At 55.9% G+C, this 17,747-nt stretch carries 23 protein-coding genes and 1 tRNA gene; 21 read left to right on the forward strand and 3 right to left on the reverse strand.

Annotation, left to right across the window (positions count from 1 at the left end; genetic code table 11):
- The first annotated feature begins 153 nt into the window (after positions 1–153).
- The 17 genes from ACKWJN_RS07915 (at position 154) to ACKWJN_RS07995 (ending at position 10,846) form a co-directional block, all read left to right on the forward strand.
- Positions 154–522, forward strand: a complete 369-nt coding sequence (locus ACKWJN_RS07915; protein ID WP_408595795.1) for a VOC family protein — start codon at positions 154–156, stop codon at positions 520–522.
- A gap of 78 nt (positions 523–600) precedes the next feature.
- A complete protein-coding gene (gene hisI / locus ACKWJN_RS07920) occupies positions 601–990 on the forward strand; it encodes a phosphoribosyl-AMP cyclohydrolase (RefSeq protein ID WP_408595796.1) in 390 nt (129 codons plus the stop codon).
- Positions 987–1,379, forward strand: coding sequence for a phosphoribosyl-ATP diphosphatase (locus ACKWJN_RS07925; RefSeq protein WP_408595797.1), 393 nt, complete (start codon positions 987–989; stop codon positions 1,377–1,379). Before hisI ends, ACKWJN_RS07925 begins: the two co-directional genes overlap by 4 nt.
- On the forward strand, positions 1,376–1,795 hold the full coding sequence (locus tag ACKWJN_RS07930) for a DUF4870 family protein (protein WP_408595798.1): 420 nt from the start codon (positions 1,376–1,378) through the stop codon (positions 1,793–1,795). The genes ACKWJN_RS07925 and ACKWJN_RS07930 overlap by 4 nt, the downstream gene beginning before the upstream one ends.
- A complete protein-coding gene (locus ACKWJN_RS07935; protein ID WP_100146481.1) occupies positions 1,785–2,141 on the forward strand; it encodes a histidine triad nucleotide-binding protein in 357 nt (118 codons plus the stop codon). Before ACKWJN_RS07930 ends, ACKWJN_RS07935 begins: the two co-directional genes overlap by 11 nt.
- 30 nt (positions 2,142–2,171) lie before the next feature.
- Positions 2,172–2,402: a Sec-independent protein translocase subunit TatA gene (gene tatA / locus ACKWJN_RS07940; RefSeq protein ID WP_408595799.1), complete on the forward strand. Its 231-nt coding sequence runs from the start codon at positions 2,172–2,174 to the stop codon at positions 2,400–2,402.
- Positions 2,403–2,421: 19 nt separating this feature from the next.
- On the forward strand, positions 2,422–2,892 hold the full coding sequence (gene tatB, locus ACKWJN_RS07945; protein ID WP_408595800.1) for a Sec-independent protein translocase protein TatB: 471 nt from the start codon (positions 2,422–2,424) through the stop codon (positions 2,890–2,892).
- Positions 2,885–3,655, forward strand: coding sequence for a twin-arginine translocase subunit TatC (gene tatC / locus ACKWJN_RS07950; RefSeq protein ID WP_408595801.1), 771 nt, complete (start codon positions 2,885–2,887; stop codon positions 3,653–3,655). Before tatB ends, tatC begins: the two co-directional genes overlap by 8 nt.
- Positions 3,656–3,671: 16 nt before the next feature.
- Complete coding sequence (locus ACKWJN_RS07955) at positions 3,672–4,814, forward strand: trypsin-like peptidase domain-containing protein (protein WP_408595802.1); 1,143 nt, start codon at positions 3,672–3,674, stop codon at positions 4,812–4,814.
- Positions 4,811–5,584 carry a Nif3-like dinuclear metal center hexameric protein gene (locus ACKWJN_RS07960; RefSeq protein WP_408595803.1) on the forward strand — a complete coding sequence of 258 codons (774 nt, stop codon included), beginning with the start codon at positions 4,811–4,813 and terminating at the stop codon, positions 5,582–5,584. The genes ACKWJN_RS07955 and ACKWJN_RS07960 overlap by 4 nt, the downstream gene beginning before the upstream one ends.
- A 2-nt stretch (positions 5,585–5,586) precedes the next feature.
- Positions 5,587–6,648, forward strand: coding sequence for a 4-hydroxythreonine-4-phosphate dehydrogenase PdxA (gene pdxA / locus ACKWJN_RS07965; protein ID WP_408595918.1), 1,062 nt, complete (start codon positions 5,587–5,589; stop codon positions 6,646–6,648).
- Between the two features lie 89 nt (positions 6,649–6,737).
- Positions 6,738–7,337, forward strand: a complete 600-nt coding sequence (gene petA, locus ACKWJN_RS07970) for a ubiquinol-cytochrome c reductase iron-sulfur subunit (protein WP_408595804.1) — start codon at positions 6,738–6,740, stop codon at positions 7,335–7,337.
- Between the two features lie 11 nt (positions 7,338–7,348).
- Entirely contained in the window at positions 7,349–8,758 is a 1,410-nt protein-coding gene (locus ACKWJN_RS07975) for a cytochrome bc complex cytochrome b subunit (protein WP_408595805.1), read from the forward strand.
- A gap of 20 nt (positions 8,759–8,778) precedes the next feature.
- A complete protein-coding gene (locus ACKWJN_RS07980) occupies positions 8,779–9,537 on the forward strand; it encodes a cytochrome c1 (RefSeq protein ID WP_408595806.1) in 759 nt (252 codons plus the stop codon).
- A gap of 94 nt (positions 9,538–9,631) precedes the next feature.
- Positions 9,632–10,243, forward strand: coding sequence for a glutathione S-transferase N-terminal domain-containing protein (locus ACKWJN_RS07985; RefSeq protein ID WP_408595807.1), 612 nt, complete (start codon positions 9,632–9,634; stop codon positions 10,241–10,243).
- 5 nt (positions 10,244–10,248) lie between these two features.
- The gene (locus ACKWJN_RS07990; RefSeq protein WP_408595808.1) at positions 10,249–10,734 is read left to right on the forward strand and encodes a ClpXP protease specificity-enhancing factor; all 486 of its coding nucleotides are present in this window, start codon (positions 10,249–10,251) and stop codon (positions 10,732–10,734) included.
- A gap of 36 nt (positions 10,735–10,770) precedes the next feature.
- Positions 10,771–10,846 (forward strand) — tRNA-Thr (locus tag ACKWJN_RS07995).
- A 42-nt stretch (positions 10,847–10,888) separates the two neighbouring features.
- Here the strand turns inward: ACKWJN_RS07995 and ACKWJN_RS08000 are convergent.
- Positions 10,889–11,275: a hypothetical protein gene (locus tag ACKWJN_RS08000; RefSeq protein WP_408595809.1), complete on the reverse strand. Its 387-nt coding sequence runs from the start codon at positions 11,273–11,275 to the stop codon at positions 10,889–10,891.
- Positions 11,276–11,387: 112 nt separating this feature from the next.
- On the opposite strand from ACKWJN_RS08000, the gene secA reads away from it, so the two are divergent.
- Genes secA through ACKWJN_RS08020 form a run of 4 tightly spaced genes read left to right on the forward strand, consistent with a single transcriptional unit; the run spans position 11,388 to position 16,748 of the window.
- Positions 11,388–14,132, forward strand: coding sequence for a preprotein translocase subunit SecA (gene secA / locus ACKWJN_RS08005; protein ID WP_408595810.1), 2,745 nt, complete (start codon positions 11,388–11,390; stop codon positions 14,130–14,132).
- Between the two features lie 5 nt (positions 14,133–14,137).
- Positions 14,138–15,379 (forward strand): bifunctional glutamate N-acetyltransferase/amino-acid acetyltransferase ArgJ, encoded by a 1,242-nt coding sequence (gene argJ / locus ACKWJN_RS08010; protein ID WP_408595811.1) that lies wholly within the window; start codon positions 14,138–14,140, stop codon positions 15,377–15,379.
- Between the two features lies 1 nt (position 15,380).
- A complete protein-coding gene (locus ACKWJN_RS08015) occupies positions 15,381–16,268 on the forward strand; it encodes an ATP-binding protein (protein WP_408595812.1) in 888 nt (295 codons plus the stop codon).
- Positions 16,269–16,277: 9 nt separating this feature from the next.
- On the forward strand, positions 16,278–16,748 hold the full coding sequence (locus ACKWJN_RS08020) for an NUDIX domain-containing protein (protein ID WP_408595813.1): 471 nt from the start codon (positions 16,278–16,280) through the stop codon (positions 16,746–16,748).
- A 9-nt stretch (positions 16,749–16,757) separates the two neighbouring features.
- Here the strand turns inward: ACKWJN_RS08020 and ACKWJN_RS08025 are convergent, their stop codons facing one another.
- Positions 16,758–16,955 carry a DNA gyrase inhibitor YacG gene (locus tag ACKWJN_RS08025; protein WP_408595814.1) on the reverse strand — a complete coding sequence of 66 codons (198 nt, stop codon included), beginning with the start codon at positions 16,953–16,955 and terminating at the stop codon, positions 16,758–16,760.
- Positions 16,956–16,958: 3 nt separating this feature from the next.
- On the reverse strand, positions 16,959–17,711 hold the full coding sequence (gene zapD, locus ACKWJN_RS08030) for a cell division protein ZapD (protein WP_408595815.1): 753 nt from the start codon (positions 17,709–17,711) through the stop codon (positions 16,959–16,961).
- Between the last annotated feature and the right edge of the window lie 36 nt (positions 17,712–17,747).

Here is a 17,747-nt window from a genome sequence, read left to right on the forward strand (position 1 = left end):
CAGTTTTGCGGCGACATTTGCCGGTCTTGGCAAGCAACTGGCGTTTTCTGAACGTTGAACTCACCTCACCCGTGACCTTGAAAATAGAGAATCATTGTTGTTGCCACTCAACAGCGTCACGTTAAGTCAACCTCAACCTCGAAAGGAAAACGTATGAACAACCCCGTCGGCTGGTTTGAAATTTATGTGCAAGACATGTCACGCGCCAAAGCGTTTTACGAGGCGGTGTTTGACACCACGCTGTCTCAGCTCGACAACCCAGGTCTTGAGATGTGGGCTTTCCCCATGGACACGTCTACCTTCGGTGCCTCTGGCGCGCTGGTGTGCATGCCCGGTTTTCCATCGGGGGCCAACAGTGTGCTGGTGTATTTCAAGTGTGCAGATTGCGCCATAGAGGCAGACAAAGCCATCAAAGCGGGCGGCACAGTCCAAAAGCCCAAGATGTCCATTGGGCCTTACGGGCATATCGCGCTGGTCATGGATACCGAGGGCAACATGCTGGGACTTCACTCCATGCAGTGATTTTTTTGTGCTGCGCATGGCGTCAGTACATCCGCCATCGCAAAGGCCATCGCGGCCAATGTCCTAAGATCACACCTTATGAATTGGCTAGAAAAAATCAAATGGGACGACAAGGGCTTGGTGCCCGTCATCGCCCAAGAAAAAGACAGCGGCGATGTGCTGATGTTTGCCTGGATGAACCGCGAGGCCCTGCAAAAAACAGCAGAGCTCAAGCGTGCGGTGTACTTCAGCCGTTCGCGCAACAAGTTGTGGTTCAAAGGTGAAGAGTCGGGTCATGTGCAAACCGTGCACGACATTCGCCTGGACTGCGACAACGACGTGGTGTTGCTGCGTGTGACACAGCTGGGTCACACACCTGGCATAGCCTGCCATACTGGGCGACACAGTTGCTTTTTCCAACGCTTGGAAGGCGACGACTGGCAAGCCTGTGAGCCTGTGCTCAAAGACCCCGAATCGATTTACAAATGACCGCCATGAGTTCGACCGACGTCAACAATTTAGACACTTTGCAGCGCCTCGCGGCGGTGATTGAAAGCCGCAAGCCCGCGAACGGCGGTGACCCGGAGAAGAGCTACGTCTCGCGTTTGCTGCACAAAGGGCCAGATGCTTTTTTGAAAAAGATTGGCGAAGAAGCCACCGAAACCGTGATGGCCGCCAAAGATGTGGACCATGGCGGAGACCCCGCCAAACTGGTGTACGAAGTAGCTGATTTGTGGTTTCACAGCATGATTGCGCTGGCCCACTATGGCCTGACGCCTGCCGATGTGGTGAGTGAGTTGGCGCGCCGTGAAGGGCTGAGCGGTTTGGAAGAAAAAGCCCTGCGCAAGTCACAGGCCCGCGAACAGACGGGCGAATGACGCATCCTATGGCGCTGCCATCTCCTTCGACTGGACAACATGATGCCTTGCAAGCCGTCAGTTGGGTCAGCTATGTGCTGCACCTGATCGTGGCGGTGAGCGCCGTGATTCCGGGGGCACAAGTGGGCCCGGTTCTGTTGGTGGTGGCGCTGATTTTGGATTTGGTGAAACGAGAAGAAGCCCGTGGCACCTGGCAGGCTTCGCACTTTCGCTACCGCATCCGCACCGTGTTGTTGGCAGCCGTCTTGTATGTGGTGACTGCGCCTTTGTGGTTTTTGTTTCTGATTCCAGGCTGGATTGCCTGGATTTTGATTTCGATTTGGTTTCTGTACCGTATCGTGTTGGGCTTGGTTCGCATGAACAAGCAGCAACCCATGGACGACTTCGTTCTTCAAAGTGATCAGTATGACGAGTGACAACTGTATTTTTTGCAAAATCATTGCCGGGCAAATTCCTTCGCGCAAAGTCTACGAAGACGACGAGGTGTTTGCTTTTCATGACATCAACCCTTGGGCACCCATCCATTTTCTGATGATCCCCAAGTTGCATATTCCCTCGATGGCGCACGTCGGCCCTGAGCATGAAGGCTTATTGGGGCGCATGATGTTGCTCGCCCCTAAGTTGGCTTTGCAAGAAGGCGCACGACCTTACCCAGAGGGCGGCTTTCGCATTGTGACCAACACGGGTGCCGAGGGTGGACAAGAAGTCCACCATTTGCACTGGCATGTCATGGGTGGACCGCGCCCATGGTTGCGTGGCTGATTAGAATTCCCCGTATTCAAGGAGAAACACATGGGTTCGTTTTCAATTTGGCATTGGCTGATCGTTTTGTTGATCGTCATCATGGTGTTTGGCACCAAGAAGCTGAAAAACTTAGGCGGTGATTTGGGCGGGGCTGTGAAAGGCTTCAAAGATGGCATGAAAGAAGGTTCGACGCCTGAAGACAAGCCTGCTGCGCAAGTCAATGCGGCCACCGAAGCTGCCAAGACCACCATCGACGTTGAAGCCAAGCACAAGTCTTGATGCACATTGATCGTTTGCTGTGATTGATCTGGGTATTTCCAAAATTGCGCTGATTGGCGCCGTGGCGTTGATCGTCATTGGCCCCGAGAAGCTGCCACGTGTGGCCAGAACGGTGGGCGCATTGATTGGCAAGGCGCAACGCTATGTGTCTGACGTCAAAGCCGAGGTCAACCGGTCGATGGAGCTCGATGAGCTCAAAAAGATGAAAGACACGGTGGAAAGCGCGGCTCGCGATGTGGAGCATTCGGTGCAAACCGCCAGCAGTGATTTTGAAAAAGACTGGGCCGAGACCACCGCAGGCTTGACCGGTCACGAGTACACCCCACTCGAAACCCCACCCCTGAGCTACCAGCACCCCGGCAAGAAGTGGCGCCTCAAGCGCGGCAGCGTGCCCCAGTGGTACAAAGCCCGCCAAGGTGTGCGCACCAAGGCCTTGTCCAGCGCAGCCCGTGTGGCGCGTTTTCGTCCCGCTGTGAGGCCTGATGTCTGATACCCCATCCCATGACGAACTCTCTGGCACTGAGCAGCCGTTTGTTCAGCACCTGATTGAGTTGCGTGACCGTTTGGTCAAGGCCACCATTGCTGTGGCTGTGGCGGGCGCTGTGTTGGCGATCTTCCCCGGTCCTGCTGAGTTGTATGACTTGTTGGCCGCGCCCTTGGTGGCGCAGTTGCCCGCAGGTGCGACGTTGATTGCAACGTCGGTGATTTCACCGTTTTTGGTGCCACTCAAAATTTTGCTGATGGCCGCATTTTTGTTGGCCTTGCCGGTGGTGCTTTATCAGGTGTGGGCGTTTGTGGCGCCAGGCTTGTATTCGCATGAGAAAAAGCTGGTGTTGCCCCTGGTGGTGTCGAGCACTTTGCTGTTCATGATTGGGGTGGCTTTTTGCTACTTCTTTGTGTTTGGCCAGGTGTTCAAGTTCATCCAGAGCTTTGCGCCCAAAAGCATCACGGCCGCACCTGACATTGAGGCCTATTTGAGCTTTGTGATGACGATGTTCATTGCATTTGGCTTGGCGTTTGAGGTGCCCATTGTGGTGATCGTATTGGCCCGCATGAATGTGGTGAGCATTGAAAAACTCAAAGCTTTTCGCTCGTACTTTGTGGTGTTGGCCTTCATCGTGGCCGCCATCGTGACCCCGCCTGATGTGGTGTCGCAACTGGCTTTGGCCATTCCCATGTGCGTGTTGTACGAAATCGGCATTTGGGCTGCCCAGCTGTTCATCAAACATACCCAAGCGCCAGACGCTGAGTGAAACGGTTGAAAGCCCCATGAAACGTCATTGGTTGCTTTTTTCCCAACTGGTCACCGTGGCGGTGGCCCTGTGGTTTGTGGTGGCCACGCTCAAGCCGCAGTGGTTGAACCTGGCGCCCCGCATGTCTGGCCTGAGCTTGCAAGAGGCGCCGCCTATGGCCCCCGGGGCGGTGATGCCCGGCAGTTTGAGCCAGGCGGCCAAGCGGGCTGCTCCCGCAGTGGTCAGTATTGCCACCACGCAAGCGGCCAAGAAAACGCCTCAGTCGAACGATCCTTGGTTCCAGTTCTTTTACGGCGAGCGTGACAGCGATGCGCCTCAAGCGGGGTTGGGCAGTGGCGTGATCGTCAGCGCTGAGGGCTACATCCTGACCAACAACCACGTGATCGAGGGGGCCGACGAGATTGAGGTCACCTTGAGCGACAGCCGAAGGGCGCGTGCCACCGTGGTCGGTACCGACCCTGAGACAGACTTGGCCATTTTGCGCATTCAGCTGGATCGTTTGCCCGTGATCACGCTGGGAAATTCCGACACGGCGCAAGTGGGGGACAAAGTGCTGGCCATTGGTAACCCGTTTGGCGTGGGCCAAACCGTGACCAGTGGCATTGTGTCGGCCTTGGGGCGCAATCAATTGGGCATCAACACATTTGAGAATTTCATTCAAACCGATGCCGCCATCAACCCCGGCAATTCAGGCGGCGCCTTGGTGGATGTGAATGGCAGTTTGTTGGGCATCAACACGGCGATTTATTCCCGCTCAGGCGGCAACATGGGCATTGGCTTTGCCATTCCCGTCTCTACCGCGCGTCAAGTGCTGGAAGGCATCGTGCGGGATGGCCAAGTCACCCGGGGTTGGGTGGGCATTGAGCCCGATGAACTCACCCCTGAATTGGCGGAAACTTTTGGCTTGAAGGATGTCGAGGGCGTGCTCATCACCGGTGTGTTGCAAAACGCACCTGCTGCCAAAGCCGGTGTGCGCCCTGGCGATGTGTTGGTGCGGGTGGCTGGTGAGCCAGTGCGCCATGTGGGTGAGTTGCTGACGCGCATTGCGGCCCTGCCGCCAGGGGTGCCGGTCAAGTTGGATGTGGTGCGCCGCAACCAAGCCTTGAGCTTGGAGGTGACGCCTTCGCAGCGTGCCAAACACAAGGCGGCCCAGCGATGACTGAGCCACTGGGCGTGTCGCGCCATGTTCTGGTCGACACCTGCAACGCCTTGTTGCAGCCCGCGCGATTCAAAGACTATGGGCCCAATGGCTTGCAGGTGGAGGGCAAAGCGCATGTCCATCACATGGTGTCGGGTGTGACCGCCAGTCGGGCGCTGATTGAGGCCGCGATTGAAGCCAAAGCCGACGCGATCTTCGTGCACCACGGTCTGTTTTGGCGCGGGCAAGATGGCGCCGTGACGGGTTGGATGAAGCAACGACTGGCTTTGTTGTTGGCGCATGACATCAACTTGCTGGCGTATCACTTGCCATTGGACGCACACCCAGAGTTGGGTAACAACGCGCAGCTTGGGCTGCGTTTGGGTTTGACGGTGCAAGGCACGTTTGGCGATCAAAACTTGGGTTTGTGGGGAGAGCAATCCGAAGGCCAAGCCTTTCCAACCGTTGACATGTTGGCGCACACCTTGTCCCAGGTGTTGCAGCGCTCTCCCGTGGTCGTGCCAGGGGCAGGTCGGCCCATTCGGCGCATCGCTTGGTGCACGGGCGGAGCGCAAGGTTTTTTTGAAGCGGCCATTGCGGCGGGGGCGGATGCTTTCATTACCGGTGAAATTTCTGAACCTCAGGCGCATTTGGCGCGCGAGACCGGCGTGGCATTTTTAGCCTGTGGGCACCACGCCACTGAACGTTATGGGGCGCCTGCGGTGGCGGCGCATGTCGCTACTCAACTGGGGTTGACGCACCAGTTCATCGACATCGACAACCCGGCTTGACGATGGTGGCCGACTTCAAGCCCATTGCCCTGACTTTGGGAGATGCCGCGGGCATTGGCCCTGAAATAGTGGCAATGGCTTTTCGCGACTCTCCTGAATGTGTGCAGGGTTGCGTGGTGGTGGGGGATCTGGCTGTGATGCAACGTGCCGCAGATGTGTTGGCCGCAGCCCATCCAAGTGCTGCACGGCTGACGCTGTTGCCGCTGTCCCAGCTGTCTGAGCTTCCTCGTGATTTGCCCCGTATGGCCTTACCCGTTTTGCAAGTGGGCAAGCCTATGACCCGTGCGCAATTGCCCGTGTGGGGCCAAATCAGTGCAGCCGCCGGCGCATTGGCGGCTGATGCGGTGTTGTGGGCGGCACAAGCCGCCCTGCGAGGTGAGTTGTCATCGTTGGTGACGGCGCCTTTGCACAAAGAGGCCTTGTCTGCCGCCGGGGTGCCGTTTCCAGGGCACACCGAGATGCTGCAAGCCTGTGCAGCAGCCCACGTTGGGGTGCCAGTTGCACAGATGCCCGTGCGCATGATGCTGGCCAACCGTGAGCTGCGCACGGTGCTGGTGAGCATTCACGTGCCCTTGCGCCAAGCCATAGAGGCGGTGACGGTTGAGAATATTTTGCAAACCTTGCGCATCACGCATGCTGCCGAATTGGCGGCCACGGGGCGTGCGCCGCATATGGGCGTGGCGGGTTTGAATCCGCATGCGGGCGAGGGCGGGCTGTTAGGCCGCGAGGAGCTTGACATCATCGTGCCTGCGTTGCAGCAAGCGCGTGCAGAGGGGCTGCAGGTGAGCGGACCGTTTGCGCCTGACACCGTGTTCATGCGGGCACGTGCCAAAGACGGCAGCCCGGGTGAGTTCGATGTGGTGATCGCGATGTACCACGACCAAGGACTGATCCCCGTCAAGTATCTTGGCGTGGAGCAAGGGGTCAATGTGACCTTGGGTCTGCCCTTGGTTCGAACCAGTCCAGACCATGGAACGGCCTTTGATTTGGCGGGCACGGGCCGGGCCGATCCATCCAGCTTGCTGGAAGCGCTGGCCATGGCCCGACGCTTGTCTGGCGGGTGACCTTTTGCCTGCGGTGCACTCGAAGGCCGCATAGCTGTCAGCTACAATATGGGGTTAACCCAACCAGTGACAATTGTTTGAGGAATTCCATGAGTGACACCCCAGTAGACACCAGCAAACGCACGTGGCTGATTGCATCCACCTGCGCCGGTGCAGTTGGCGGCGCGGCAGTTGCTGTCCCCTTTGTGAGTACTTTCCAGCCTTCTGAAAAGGCCAAAGCCGCCGGAGCGGCAGTGGAAGTTGATATTTCAGCCCTCAAACCCGGTGAAAAAATGACCGTCGAATGGCGCGGCAAGCCCGTTTGGATTGTCAAGCGCACGCCTGAGCAATTGGAGACGCTCAACAAAACCGAGTCGCAGTTGGCTGATCCCAAGTCAGAGCGCAAGCCTGCCGAGTTCACGCCTGTGTATGCGCGTAACCAAGCGCGTTCCATCAAGCCTGAAATCTTCGTGGGTGTCGGCATTTGCACGCACTTGGGTTGCTCGCCCTCCGATAAATTCACCTTGGGTGCTCAGCCTTCTCTGCCAGACGATTGGCAAGGCGGCTTTCTGTGCCCTTGCCATGGATCTACCTTTGACATGGCTGGTCGTGTGTTCAAGAACAAACCTGCGCCAGACAATCTCGAAGTCCCGCCTCATATGTACCTCTCCGACACAAAGTTGTTGATCGGTGAAGACAAGAAAGCCTGATAGGACACACCATGGCTGAATTCAAAGAAATCTCTCCCAACGCCAGTGCTGGCGAAAAACTGCTCAACTGGGTGGACAACCGTTTCCCGGCGTCCAAGATGTACAAAGAGCACTTGTCTGAGTACTACGCCCCCAAGAACTTCAACTTCTTTTATTTCTTCGGCTCGCTCGCCCTCTTGGTGCTGGTGATCCAAATCGTGACCGGTATTTTCTTGGTCATGCACTACAAGCCCGATGCCGCTTTGGCTTTTGGTTCGGTCGAGTACATCATGCGTGATGTGCCCTGGGGTTGGTTGATTCGCTACATGCACTCCACCGGCGCTTCGGCGTTCTTCATCGTGGTCTACATGCACATGTACCGCGGCCTGATTTACGGTTCATACCGCAAGCCACGCGAGCTGGTGTGGGTGTTTGGTTGTGCTATCTTCTTGTGCTTGATGGCAGAAGCTTTCATGGGTTACTTGTTGCCGTGGGGCCAAATGTCCTACTGGGGCGCGCAAGTGATCGTGAACTTGTTTGCCGCTGTTCCTTTTGTGGGTCCCGACCTGGCCTTGTTGATTCGCGGCGACTATGTCGTCAGTGATGCGACCTTGAACCGTTTCTTCAGCTTCCACGTGATTGCTGTGCCTTTGGTTCTGTTGGGTTTGGTGGTGGCGCACATCATCGCCTTGCACGAGGTGGGTTCAAACAACCCTGATGGCGTTGAAATCAAGGGCCCGAATGCACCGAAAGATGCACAAGGTCATCCTTTGGACGGTATTCCATTCCACCCTTACTACACCGTGCACGACATCTTGGGTGTCAGCGGTTTCTTGTTGGTGTTCACGGCGATCATCTTCTTTGCGCCTGAATTCGGTGGCTACTTCCTCGAATACAACAACTTCATTCCAGCCGACCCGCTCAAGACGCCCCTGCACATTGCACCGGTTTGGTATTTCACGCCTTTCTACTCGATGCTGCGTGCCATCACGAGCGAGATGATGTATGCCTTGATCGCTTGTGTCTTGGCGGGCGCCATTTTGGGTGTGACCCGTACCAAGCTGTCAGGCTTGTTCAAAGGCGTGGTGATCGGTGGTGCAGTGGCATTGGTGTTGATGATGCTGTCGATTGATGCCAAGTTCTGGGGCGTGGTGGTGATGGGTGGCGCTGTGGTCATCCTGTTCTTCTTGCCTTGGTTGGACAACTGCGCTGTCAAGTCCATCCGTTACCGCCCCGATTGGCACAAGTACCTCTACGGTATCTTCGTCATCAACTTTGTGGTGCTGGCTTACTTGGGCGTCCAACCTCCTTCCGCGATTGGCGAACGCGTGTCCCAAGTGGGCACTCTGTTCTACTTCGGTTTCTTCTTCTTGATGCCTTGGTGGAGTCGCCTCGGCCAGACCAAGCCGGTTCCTGACCGTGTGACGTTTGCCCCTCACTGAGATTCACGGAGCTATTCACCATGAAAAAATTTATTCTCAGCTTGGCTCTGATTCTCGGTGCGGTTACTGGTGCTCAGGCGTCGGGTGGCGACACCATTGCTTGGGATAAAGCACCCAACAAAACCAATGATTTGGCGGCTTTGCAACACGGTGCCAAACTGTTTGTGAACCATTGCCTCAACTGTCACTCGGCAGCCTTCATGCGCTACAACCGCTTGACTGACATTGGTTTGACAGAGCAACAGATCAAAGACAACTTCTTGTTCACCACTGAAAAAGTGGGCGAGACCATGAAGGCCAACATTGATCCTAAGCAAGCCAAAGAGTGGTTCGGTGGTAACCCGCCCGACCTGACTGTGATTGCGCGTTCGCGCGCAGGCCATGGTGGCACGGGTGCCGATTACCTCTACACCTACATGCGCACGTTCTACCGCGACGAAACCAAAGCCACCGGTTGGAACAACCTGGTGTTCCCCAATGTGGGCATGCCCCATGTGTTGTGGGAAATGCAAGGGGTGCGTCGCCCCATCTACGAAGAGCACGAAGAACACGGACATACAGTTCATGCCTTCAAAGGTTGGGAGCAAGTCGCACCCGGCACCATGACGCCATTGCAATATGACGAAGCCATGGGTGACTTGGTGGGCTACTTGCAATGGATGGGGGAGCCTGCTCAAAACACACGCGTTCGCGTGGGTGTTTGGGTCTTGTTGTTCTTGCTCGGATTCATGGTCATCGCTTGGCGACTGAATGCTTCGTTCTGGAAAGACATCAAGTAAGCACAATACCTCGGTGATGGGTTGACGCCTGTCATCACCTCACGGAGTGACAGGCCGGCCTGTCACTCTTTTTGATTTTTAGGAGCCGCCCATCATGATGGTGCTTTACTCGGGAACCACGTGTCCCTTTTCCCACCGCTGCCGTTTTGTCCTGTTTGAAAAAGGCATGGACTTTGAGATTCGTGATGTGGATCTCTACAACAAGCCCGAAGACATCAACGTGATGAACCCCTATGGGCAAGTTCCCATTTTGGTGGAGCGTGATTTGATCTTGTACGAATCGAACATCATCAACGAATACATCGATGAGCGTTTCCCTCATCCCCAATTGATGCCCGGTGACCCTGTGGATCGCGCGCGTGTTCGTTTGTTCTTGTTGAACTTCGAAAAAGAACTGTTTGCCAATGTCTTGACCCTGGAGTCACGCGTGGCCAAAGCGAATGACAAAGCCTTGGAAAAAGCGCGCGCCCACATCCGTGACCGCCTGACCCAATTGGCTCCCGTGTTCTTGAAAAACAAGTTCATGTTGGGTGACAACTTCTCGATGCTCGACGTGGCCATTGCGCCTTTGTTGTGGCGCTTGGACCACTATGGGATTGAGTTGTCGAAGAATGCGGCGCCATTGTTGAAATATGCCGAGCGTATTTTTTCTCGCCCTGCCTACATTGAGGCGCTGACACCGTCTGAAAAAGTGATGCGCAAGTAATTGCCATGTTGAACACACCTGACGCCTCATCTACCCGACCTTACCTGCTGCGTGCCTTGCACGAGTGGTGCACGGACAACGGGTACACGCCTTATGTGGCTGTGTTGGTGGACGAAACGGTGCAAGTTCCGATGGAGTACGTCAAAAACGGTGAGGTGGTGTTGAATGTCAGTTTTGACGCCACCAGCAGCCTGAGCTTGGGCAATGAGTTCATTGAGTTCAAAGCCCGCTTTGCAGGCATTGCCCGTGAAATTGTGGTCCCAGTCAGTCGTGTGTTGGCGATTTACGCGCGTGAAAACGGGCAGGGCATGGCGTTTCCAATGCCTGTGCCCAACTCGCCCGGCGTAAGCACTCAAACCGCTGCATCGCGTGCTCGCCCTGGCTTGTCGGCGGTCGACACAGCGCATGTCGAGCTGTCCTCAGACAGCAGTGACGCGCCCCCACCCCCAACGTCGCCAGCAGGACGCCCCACACTCACACGCGTGAAATAAAAAAACGAGCTTCTTCAAGGCTAAAATAACACCCACGCCGATTTAGCTCAGTTGGTAGAGCACCCGCCTTGTAAGCGGTAGGTCGTCAGTTCGAATCCGACAATCGGCACCATTTGAAAGCCCGCTGCGCACAAGCCCAGCGGGCTTTTTCTGTTCAGGTGGGTGACTTTACTTTCACACGAATCGTCGTCACATTCCAACCTTTGGTGCGCAGGTGTGCACACAACGCAGGCAAGGTCTGACGCAGTTTGGCAGCGACGGCGCTGTTGGGGACCAGCAAGCACCACGTGTCACCTTCCACCGAACCAGATTGGACCAAAGTGCGCAAAGACATTGGCAGCAGAGGTGCAATGGCCCGCAACCTGTTTTGATTGTCCCGTGCGATGGCGGAGAGTTGCGCTAAGCCAGGTGCTGTGTCAACAACTTGCTCCAGTGTTTGAGCGCGACCTCTCAAGATGGTGCGAGTCTTGGGGGGTGTGCTGTAGCCCAGAGCACGGTAAGCCGCTAGGGTGTCAGGGTGGGCGGGTTCACGGGTGGCCATGGCTGAATTATGCGGCTGTGCACGGTTAAAATCCGCCGCTTCTATCCAGCCTTTCACAAAGGAACAAGTGGCGCTCTGATTTGCAAGAAACAGAGGTCACTGCAGCGCTCACATGGCTTTCAATTTTCTTACCCAAATTTTCGGTAGTCGCAATGAGCGCTTACTCAAGCAGTACCGTAAAACAGTCGCACAAATCAACGCCTTAGAGTCCGGCTTAGAGCAACTCAGCGATGTGGCATTGCAAGCCAAGACGGACGAATTCAAACAACGTGTTTTGGCCGGTGAAACGCTGGACGCGGTGCTTCCCGAGGCCTATGCCGTGGTGCGTGAAGCATCCAAACGTGTGATGAAAATGCGCCACTTTGATGTGCAGCTGATCGGGGGCATTGCCTTGCACCAAGGCAAGATTGCAGAGATGCGCACGGGTGAAGGCAAGACACTGACCGCCACGTTGCCGGTCTACCTCAATGCCTTGACAGGGCAAGGCGTGCATGTGGTGACGGTGAACGATTACTTGGCCAACCGTGATGCGCAATGGATGGCGCGTTTGTACAACTTCCTTGGCCTGTCGGTGGGCATCAACTTACCGCAAATGCCCCGGGTGGAAAAGCAAGCGGCCTATCGCGCTGACATCACCTACGGCACCAACAACGAATACGGCTTTGACTATTTGCGCGACAACATGGTGTACGAGCCAGTCGATCGCGTGCAGCGCGGTTTGAACTACGCCATCGTGGATGAGGTGGACTCGATCTTGATCGATGAAGCGCGTACGCCATTGATCATCAGTGGGCAAGCGGAGGACCACACCGAGCTGTATGTGGCGATCAACCAAGTGGTGCCACTGCTGACGCGCCAAATTGGCGAAGAAGATCCGCGCACCGGTGAGGGCATCATCACCCCAGGCGACTTCACCGTCGATGAGAAATCGCATCAAGTGTTCATGACCGAGCAGGGCCATGAAAATGCCGAGAGAATTTTGGCCAGCCGGGGGCTGTTGCCTGAAGGTGCGTCTTTGTATGACCCTGCCAATATCAGCCTAATGCACCACTTGTATGCGGCCTTGCGTGCCAACCACCTTTACCACCGCGATCAGCACTATGTGAACCAAGGTGGCGAAATTGTGATCGTTGATGAATTCACAGGACGTTTGATGTCAGGACGTCGCTGGAGCGAAGGCTTGCACCAAGCCGTTGAGGCCAAAGAGGGTGTTCAGATTCAAGCGGAAAACCAAACGCTGGCATCCATCACCTTCCAGAACTATTTCCGCCTTTACAACAAGTTGGGTGGGATGACCGGTACCGCCGACACCGAGGCCTATGAGTTCCAAGAAATTTATGGACTGGAAACTTTGGTGGTGCCACCTAACCGCATCAGCCGTCGTGATGATCAGCTGGACCGCGTTTACAAGACCACAGACGAGAAATACAAAGCTGCGATAGACGACATCCGTGATTGCTACGAGCGTGGGCAGCCCGTGTTGGTGGGGACCACATCGATCGAAAACTCCGAGCTGATTGCCAACATGTTGGAGCAGGCCAAGCTGCCCCATCAAGTGCTCAATGCCAAGCAGCATGCCCGCGAGGCGGACATCGTGGCTCAGGCTGGGCGCGCCAAGATGATCACCATTGCAACCAACATGGCGGGTCGCGGGACCGACATTGTGTTGGGCGGCAACGTGGAGAAACTGATTGCCGAGGTGGAGGCGGATGACAGCCTGGACGCCACAGCCAAGCAACAAAAAATTGACGCTTTGCGCGTGCAGTGGACCAAAGACCACGAGCAGGTGAAGTCGCTGGGTGGCCTGCGCATCATTGCCACGGAGCGCCATGAGTCACGTCGCATTGACAACCAACTGCGGGGCCGTTCTGGTCGACAGGGTGACCCAGGCTCATCGCGTTTTTACCTGAGTTTGGATGACGCCTTGATGCGCATCTTTGCGGGTGAACGTGTCAAGTCGATCATGGACCGCTTGAAGATGCCTGAAGGTGAAGCCATTGAGGCGGGCATTGTGACTCGAAGCATTGAGAGCGCGCAGCGCAAAGTTGAAGCACGCAACTTTGACATCCGCAAGCAGCTGTTGGAGTACGACGATGTGTCCAACGACCAACGCCGTGTGATTTATCAGCAGCGCAACGACATTTTGGATGCCAAAGATTTGACCGCTCAAATTGCAGGTTTGCGTGAGGGGTGTTTCGTCGATGTGGTGCGTCAATTTGTGCCCCATGAATCGGTCGAAGAGCAGTGGGACATCGCAGGTTTGCAGCGCGCCTTGTTGCAAGAGTGGCAACTGGATGTGTCTTTGGCGCAAGACATTGAACAAGCCACAGCCATCACCGATGAGGACATCGTGGCCCGGGTGGTCTCCGCTGCTCATGCTGCATTTCAAACCAAATTGGACCGCGTGGGCATAGAGCAGTTCACGTCTTTCATGCGCGTGGTCTTACTGCAAAACATTGACAGCCATTGGCGTGAACATTTGGCGGCGTTGGACTATTTGCGACAAGGCATTCATTTGCGTGGCTATGCTCAAAAGCAGCCCAAGCAAGAGTACAAGCGAGAAGCTTTCGAGCTGTTTGGTCAGTTGCTGGATGCCGTCAAAAACGAAGTCACCCGCGTGCTCGTGACCGTGAAGATCGAATCGACCGAGCAAATCGAACAAGCTGCCAGCGACCTCGAAGACCGTGCAGAAAGTTTGCATAACGTGACCTATACCGCGCCCAATGAATCTGGTCAGGCGGAAACCACGCCAGACCCGCTCACCTTTGCGGCACAGGTACCCGCGGTTGGACGCAACGAGCCTTGCCCTTGCGGCAGCGGTAAAAAATACAAACATTGCCATGGCCAATTGGCCTGATTGATATGTCCGTTCATTTGTTTCCTCCTGTGGCTTCTGATTTGCATCCCATCGCGGGCGTGCGCGTGGGAGTCACCCAAGCTGGTATTCGCAAAGCCGACCGCAAAGACTTGACCGTGGTGTTGATTGACGAAGGGGCTTCTGTCAGCGGCGTCTTCACCCAAAACCGTTTCTGCGCTGCGCCAGTTCAAGTCTGCCGCGAGCATTTGGCAGCAGCTCAGGGTATCCGTGCCATGCTGATCAACACAGGCAACGCCAACGCTGGCACAGGCCAGCCCGGCTTGTTACGTGCACGTGCCACCTGCGTGGCTTTGGCCAAAGCACTGGATATTGCACAAGAGCAGGTGTTGCCGTTCTCAACAGGTGTGATCATGGAGCCGCTGCCGCACGACCGCATCATGGCGGGTTTGCCCTCAGCCATTGCGGCCGCAGGTCACGCCACCAGCGCTCAGCAGTGGGTAGACGCCGCCGAGGGCATCATGACCACTGACACTGTGCCCAAAGCAGCCAGCACCCAGTTGCAGTTGGCCGGCACGACCGTCAGCATCACGGGCATCAGCAAGGGCGCTGGCATGATTCGTCCCAACATGGCTACCATGCTGGGCTTTGTGGCAACGGACGCATGTGTCGCTCCCGAGCTGATGAAAGCGCTGTCGTTGGCCTTGGCGGAAGGCTCGTTCAACCGTGTGACGGTGGATGGTGACACCTCGACCAATGACTCGTTTGTGGTGATTGCCACCAACAAAGCGGCACACGCGCCCATCACCAGCCTAGACAGTCCTGAGGGCCAGGCTTTGTTTCAGGCCATGTTGCAGGTGGCGCGCCAGTTGGCACAGGCCATCGTGCGCGATGGCGAAGGCGCCACGAAATTCATCACCATTCAGGTGGAAGGTGGCCGTGACGCCGCTGAATGCCGTCAAGTGGCGTATGCGATCGCACATTCACCGCTGGTGAAAACCGCTTTTTACGCCAGCGACCCGAATTTGGGGCGCATCTTGGCGGCTGTGGGCTACGCGGGCATTGCCGACCTCGACCAAACACGCATTGACTTGTACTTGGACGATGTGCACGTGGCCATCCAAGGTGGGCGCCATCCGAGTTACCGCGAAGAAGATGGTCAGCGTGTGATGAAACAAACCGAAATCACCGTGCGTGTGGTTTTAGGACGAGGCAACGCCACCGACACCGTGTGGACCTGCGACCTGAGCCATGAGTACGTGACCATCAATGCCGATTACCGTAGCTGACATGACAGATCTTTCACAACATCCCCTCGAACGCTTGGTGCAACGCGCCGAAGCCTTGATGGCACGCATCGAGTCCGTGCTGCCGCAACCTTTGTCTGCGCCTGATTGGTCTGCCAGCGTGGCGTACCGCTACCGCAAGCGCAGCAGTGGGCACGGCAACTTGGAGCCCGTGCGCCATGTGGCGACCTTGGGTCTGAAAGATCTGCAAGAGATCGATGGACAGAAGGAAAAAATTCAGCGCAACACCGAGCAATTTGTCACCGGCTTGCCTGCCAACAATGTGTTGTTGACGGGGGCGCGTGGCACAGGAAAGTCGTCGCTGATCAAAGCTTGTCTGAATGAGTACGCGCCGCGTGGTTTGCGACTGATCGAGGTGGACAAAGATGACTTGACGGATTTGCCCGACATCATCGATGTGGTGTCGACGCGTCCTGAGAAATTCATGATTTTTTGCGATGACCTGAGCTTTGAAGATGGCGAGCCAGGCTACAAAGCCCTTAAGTCCATCTTGGACGGATCGGTGGCAGCTGCTACACCCAATGTGCTGATTTATGCCACCAGCAACCGACGCCATTTGTTGCCAGAGTACATGAAAGAAAACCTCACCTACACCCACACCGAAGATGGGGAGGTGCATCCAGGTGAGGGCGTCGAAGAGAAAATTTCGCTGTCAGAGCGCTTTGGTTTGTGGGTCAGCTTCTATCCTTTCAGTCAGGACGAGTACCTCACCATCGTGGCCCAGTGGTTGTCTTCCTATGGTGTCCCTGCTGCGCAGATCGAGAGCGCAAGACCCGAGGCCTTGGTGTGGGCCTTGGAGCGCGCTTCCCGCAGCGGACGCGTGGCTTACCAGTTTGCCCGTGATTACGCGGGTAAACATGCCCAGGTTTGACGCAACACCATGACATCTCCGCTTGTGCGTGTGGTCGATGCGGACCAACCTCGTTCCCTAGAGCGTGGTTTGGTGCAAGTGGCGGTCGGCGTGTTGATTCGTGACGACCATGCGTTCTTGATGACCTCCCGCCCGTTGGGTAAGGCCTACGCTGGTTATTGGGAGTTTCCGGGTGGCAAGCTTGAAGCGGGTGAAACGGTGGCCGAGGCTTTGCGCCGTGAGCTGCAAGAAGAAATTGGCATCACCATCACCGACTGTCAACCATGGCAGACTGAAGTGATCGACTACCCGCATGCCTTGGTTCAGTTGAATTTTTGCAAAGTCACACAGTGGACGGGTGAGTTGCAAATGCGTGAAGCGCAAACCTTTGCTTGGCAGCAATTGCCTGTGCTGGTCGAGCCTGTGTTGCCGGGAACGGTGCCCGTGTTGCAGTGGTTTGCGACAGAAAGACAATTTGCAGGGGCAACCCACAAGTCTTAGCCAACGTGCTTACTGCAAGGGTGTGTTTTCAAAGTCCGTGTCGTCTTGCGGCGTTTGATCGGGCAAGCGGTGTTCTTCATTGGCCCAAGCGCCAAGGTCGATGTTGCGGCAGCGTTCGCTACAAAAAGGGCGGTAAACGTTGGCTGATTCGTAGCGGCTAGGACCGCTGCATTGCGGGCATTTGACGATGCGAACTTCCGTGCCCATGGCTCAAGCGCACAAAGCCATTTCAAACGGCACATCATCGGTGCTGACTTGCAATCGGCCATCACCATCTTGACGCATCATGCGCACCCAAATCATCAAGCGATTGCCGCTGATTTCAGGAATCAAACCTAAGGCAGGGTCAATCGCCACGCGCATGAGTTGAAATTTTCCTTGCGCCAAGGATTGCTGAAATTGACCACCCATGGCCATCATTTTTTGGGTGCTTCCTGTGTCACGCATCAAGGTGAGCAACAACTTGACAGAGGCATTCATGGGTTGAAAGCTCTCGGCCCAACGCAAGATGTCGAGGCGACGCACATCACCACTTTGTTGCTGCCACGCATGGTAGGCCGGCAGATCAAAGCAGCAGGTGCCGCCAGGAATTGCCACGCGGTTGCGCAGGGCGGCCAGCCATTCGTTGTCCGTCACAGACTGCCCGATTTTGCCAACGGCATTGTTCATGGCTTCAAAGCAACGTTCCAATTGGTAGAGCAACTGGTCCAAGGCCGCTTCAGACACCGATGGATTGCCACGCAGGCCATTGAACATTTGCTTGTGACGATCTAAGTCTTTGAGGATGTCAGACTTGAGGTCTGTACGCCCACCGGCTTCGACCAACTCGAACAGCGTGGTGAGCGCGAAGTGATTGTCCACAGGGTGGTTGCGTGTGGTCAATTCTTCGAAACGCTGAAACAGGTGTTCCAGGCGCAGGTAAGTGCGCACACGCTCGTTGAAGGGATGTTCGTACAGAATCACGCAGTAAAACGAATAGATCGGAGGCCGTTTTGGACA

This window comes from Limnohabitans sp., from assembly GCF_046052825.1.
Lineage (GTDB): Bacteria > Pseudomonadota > Gammaproteobacteria > Burkholderiales > Burkholderiaceae_C > Limnohabitans.

What these genes read in the sequence shown, in the direction of transcription:
- tatC (WP_408595801.1), top strand. Translation starts at nt 2,885, where the DNA reads ATGTCTGATACCCCATCCCATGACGAACTCTCTGGCACTGAGCAGCCG.
- ACKWJN_RS07980 (WP_408595806.1), top strand. Translation starts at nt 8,779, where the DNA reads ATGAAAAAATTTATTCTCAGCTTGGCTCTGATTCTCGGTGCGGTTACT.
- ACKWJN_RS07960 (WP_408595803.1), top strand. Translation starts at nt 4,811, where the DNA reads ATGACTGAGCCACTGGGCGTGTCGCGCCATGTTCTGGTCGACACCTGC.
- petA (WP_408595804.1), top strand. Translation starts at nt 6,738, where the DNA reads ATGAGTGACACCCCAGTAGACACCAGCAAACGCACGTGGCTGATTGCA.
- ACKWJN_RS07990 (WP_408595808.1), top strand. Translation starts at nt 10,249, where the DNA reads ATGTTGAACACACCTGACGCCTCATCTACCCGACCTTACCTGCTGCGT.
- ACKWJN_RS08015 (WP_408595812.1), top strand. Translation starts at nt 15,381, where the DNA reads ATGACAGATCTTTCACAACATCCCCTCGAACGCTTGGTGCAACGCGCC.
- ACKWJN_RS07915 (WP_408595795.1), top strand. Translation starts at nt 154, where the DNA reads ATGAACAACCCCGTCGGCTGGTTTGAAATTTATGTGCAAGACATGTCA.
- hisI (WP_408595796.1), top strand. Translation starts at nt 601, where the DNA reads ATGAATTGGCTAGAAAAAATCAAATGGGACGACAAGGGCTTGGTGCCC.
- ACKWJN_RS07975 (WP_408595805.1), top strand. Translation starts at nt 7,349, where the DNA reads ATGGCTGAATTCAAAGAAATCTCTCCCAACGCCAGTGCTGGCGAAAAA.
- ACKWJN_RS07955 (WP_408595802.1), top strand. Translation starts at nt 3,672, where the DNA reads ATGAAACGTCATTGGTTGCTTTTTTCCCAACTGGTCACCGTGGCGGTG.
- ACKWJN_RS08025 (WP_408595814.1), bottom strand. Translation starts at nt 16,955, where the DNA reads ATGGGCACGGAAGTTCGCATCGTCAAATGCCCGCAATGCAGCGGTCCT.
- tatA (WP_408595799.1), top strand. Translation starts at nt 2,172, where the DNA reads ATGGGTTCGTTTTCAATTTGGCATTGGCTGATCGTTTTGTTGATCGTC.
- ACKWJN_RS07925 (WP_408595797.1), top strand. Translation starts at nt 987, where the DNA reads ATGACCGCCATGAGTTCGACCGACGTCAACAATTTAGACACTTTGCAG.
- pdxA (WP_408595918.1), top strand. Translation starts at nt 5,587, where the DNA reads ATGGTGGCCGACTTCAAGCCCATTGCCCTGACTTTGGGAGATGCCGCG.
- ACKWJN_RS07985 (WP_408595807.1), top strand. Translation starts at nt 9,632, where the DNA reads ATGATGGTGCTTTACTCGGGAACCACGTGTCCCTTTTCCCACCGCTGC.
- ACKWJN_RS07935 (WP_100146481.1), top strand. Translation starts at nt 1,785, where the DNA reads ATGACGAGTGACAACTGTATTTTTTGCAAAATCATTGCCGGGCAAATT.
- ACKWJN_RS07930 (WP_408595798.1), top strand. Translation starts at nt 1,376, where the DNA reads ATGACGCATCCTATGGCGCTGCCATCTCCTTCGACTGGACAACATGAT.
- ACKWJN_RS08000 (WP_408595809.1), bottom strand. Translation starts at nt 11,275, where the DNA reads ATGGCCACCCGTGAACCCGCCCACCCTGACACCCTAGCGGCTTACCGT.
- secA (WP_408595810.1), top strand. Translation starts at nt 11,388, where the DNA reads ATGGCTTTCAATTTTCTTACCCAAATTTTCGGTAGTCGCAATGAGCGC.
- argJ (WP_408595811.1), top strand. Translation starts at nt 14,138, where the DNA reads ATGTCCGTTCATTTGTTTCCTCCTGTGGCTTCTGATTTGCATCCCATC.
- ACKWJN_RS08020 (WP_408595813.1), top strand. Translation starts at nt 16,278, where the DNA reads ATGACATCTCCGCTTGTGCGTGTGGTCGATGCGGACCAACCTCGTTCC.